This is a genomic window from bacterium (assembly GCA_037131655.1).
In the GTDB taxonomy this organism is placed as follows: domain Bacteria; phylum Armatimonadota; class Fimbriimonadia; order Fimbriimonadales; family JBAXQP01; genus JBAXQP01.
This window is the reverse complement of sequence record JBAXQP010000454.1, coordinates 1-1725: the sequence shown is the minus strand read 5'-3', so window position 1 is coordinate 1725 and position 1725 is coordinate 1. Positions and strand designations below refer to the sequence as shown.

The window sequence follows — 1725 nt, the reverse complement described above, 5'->3', positions numbered from 1 at the left end:
CGAAGCGTGTCTCGACGAGTTGCTCAAACGCGCCGAAGTGTTCATGTAATTTTATTTCCATCCTTTGGATGAAAAACGGCCAGCTGATGCTGGCCGTTTTTTTGCGAAGGAAAATGCAGTCGTGCTCTGGAAATAAGGTTCAACGTCTGATACTCCACACCAAGAGATTGAGTTTCCAGTATCGCGGTGAGTATTCTGGTCAACTGATTCTGACCGACTCCAGTTCTCCAAATACCAAACACTCGGCAGAGTGTTTGGTATCGCTATTGAGGCGGGTCAGACTTGCTCGGCCATCTATCTCCGGTCAGGCCAATGCGGGCTGATCCCACAATTTCAACTCCTGACCGATATTTTTTTGCAGTGCGGTTTGATAGACATCGTACCCCCAACCAATGTCAAATACTGCCATGCCGCACGCGACGAATATAAAATTCTCCTCATCGCTCTTGCGTCCGACTTTTTCTCCTAGGATGATTTGTCCTATCGACGAGAAACTTTGAAAATCCGGAAGCAATTTGTCATCGATCAGGCGATACATCGGTCCGCCGATGACTCCGTTGTAATAGTTTTGCTTGTCTCCGGAAGCAATTGCTTCTTCGACATACGCCTCGTGCAGACCGATATGGTCAAGTACGATCCGGTTCTTGATCCAGAAATCGTTATCTCCCTGGGCAGGACCTGAGAGCAGGACTGTCGAGCCTTTCTTGAGCCATTCATTCTTGATGTGCAATGGCTTCAATCTCGAAGCGGCCACAGTCACAACATCTGCATCACGGAGCGTCTCCTGCAGATCCATTGATCCAACACCCTCGATATCGTATGTGGCTCCTGCCCAAGCAGCCATAGCCTTCGTCTTTTCTTCGAAAAGATCAAAGCAATAGACTTTCTTGATACCTTTGACCTGGGTCATGATATGGGTAAAGCAAGACTTGTTAATCGGGCCACACCCAATGATGGCGGCGACGCTTGAATCCTTCCTTGCCAAGTGACGCGCTGCTACCGCTGGGACGGCACCTGTACGCGCCGCACTCAGCAGGTTGGCGGACATAAGGCACAGCGGGGCGCCCGTATCCTTGTCGTTGAGCATGACTGTCAGGATGGATCGGGGTAGACCTTTCGCGGTATTGGCAGCGTTGGATCCGTACCACTTGTTTCCACAACAATCAAACCTGCCGCCTAAATATGCAGGCATCGCAAAAAAACGACGGTCTGGTCCGGCAACAGGCATATTGGGAAAGCGAGTTTCTTTTGGAAAAATAACACCCATCCCATGGCTGTTGTGATTGCTTCCTCCCATAAGATAATCGCCTTGAGCAAGCAATTTGAATACTTCCTCAGTGACATCTACACATTTTGCCGCTTCATTGACGCCGGCAGCTATAGTGTCAGGCTCGGACAAGTACAGAAACTTGATGCTGGTGTTCATGATCGATCTCTCCTAATCAATTTAACATTGAATACCCTGAAGATGCTAAATGCGTTTCAGGGGTTATGCACTACTCCACAACTGGCAATACGGATAGTTCTTTTCTCTTCCTGGCGAGACGGCAATTGAGCAAACCTGCCAGGCTCACAAGAGCATGTCGCTAGATGCCGACAGAAATAGAAGAGATGTATTCTCGCGCAAGAATGAATTCCCTTTGTTTTAGAACTGGCAACTGCCAAATTGGTATTCATTCAAAAAAGCAATCAGAGTTCTTTAAAGCAGATTGATCTTGGTTAAGC

General features: G+C 48.2%; 1 protein-coding gene. It reads right to left on the bottom strand.

All coding sequences use genetic code 11. The features are described 5' to 3' along the window. Nucleotides 1-304 precede the first annotated feature (304 nt). Nucleotides 305-1426, bottom strand: a complete 1122-nt coding sequence (locus tag WCO51_13540) for a tyramine oxidase subunit B (GenBank protein ID MEI6514276.1) — start codon at nucleotides 1424-1426, stop codon at nucleotides 305-307. Between the last annotated feature and the right edge of the window lie 299 nt (nucleotides 1427-1725).